This window comes from Paraburkholderia sp. SIMBA_030 (assembly GCF_046535245.1).
Classification (GTDB): domain Bacteria; phylum Pseudomonadota; class Gammaproteobacteria; order Burkholderiales; family Burkholderiaceae; genus Paraburkholderia.
Window position 1 is genome coordinate 1 of sequence record NZ_JAWRXB010000671.1, and the last position, 267, is coordinate 267.

Consider the following 267-nt stretch of genomic DNA (forward strand, 5'->3'; position numbering starts at 1 on the left):
ATGATGTCGTAGCCCAATTCATCGAAGTCATGAAGGTGCGAGGTAAACTCTGTTGCCTGTGTGGTGCAGCCTGGCGTGTTATCTTTGGGATAGAAATAGAGAATAAGGCCTTTATCGGTATTGGCGACCATTTCTTTTAAATTGATTTCATCATGAATAAAATTACCAGCAAGTTTGCGTACTATGGTTACTGGAAAATCAGGTAGGTGAATGGTTTCTGTCGTTGGCTTTGCCATTATAAAATCCTTATTAGTTTTAGTTATGTGT

The 267-nt window shown here is 39.0% G+C and carries 1 protein-coding gene; it reads right to left on the reverse strand.

All coding sequences use genetic code 11. The annotated features are described in order from the left end of the window. Positions 1-236, reverse strand: a 236-nt coding sequence (locus SB772_RS41645; protein WP_410838725.1) for a redoxin domain-containing protein, incomplete at its 3' end; no start/stop codon positions are given. Between the last annotated feature and the right edge of the window lie 31 nt (positions 237-267).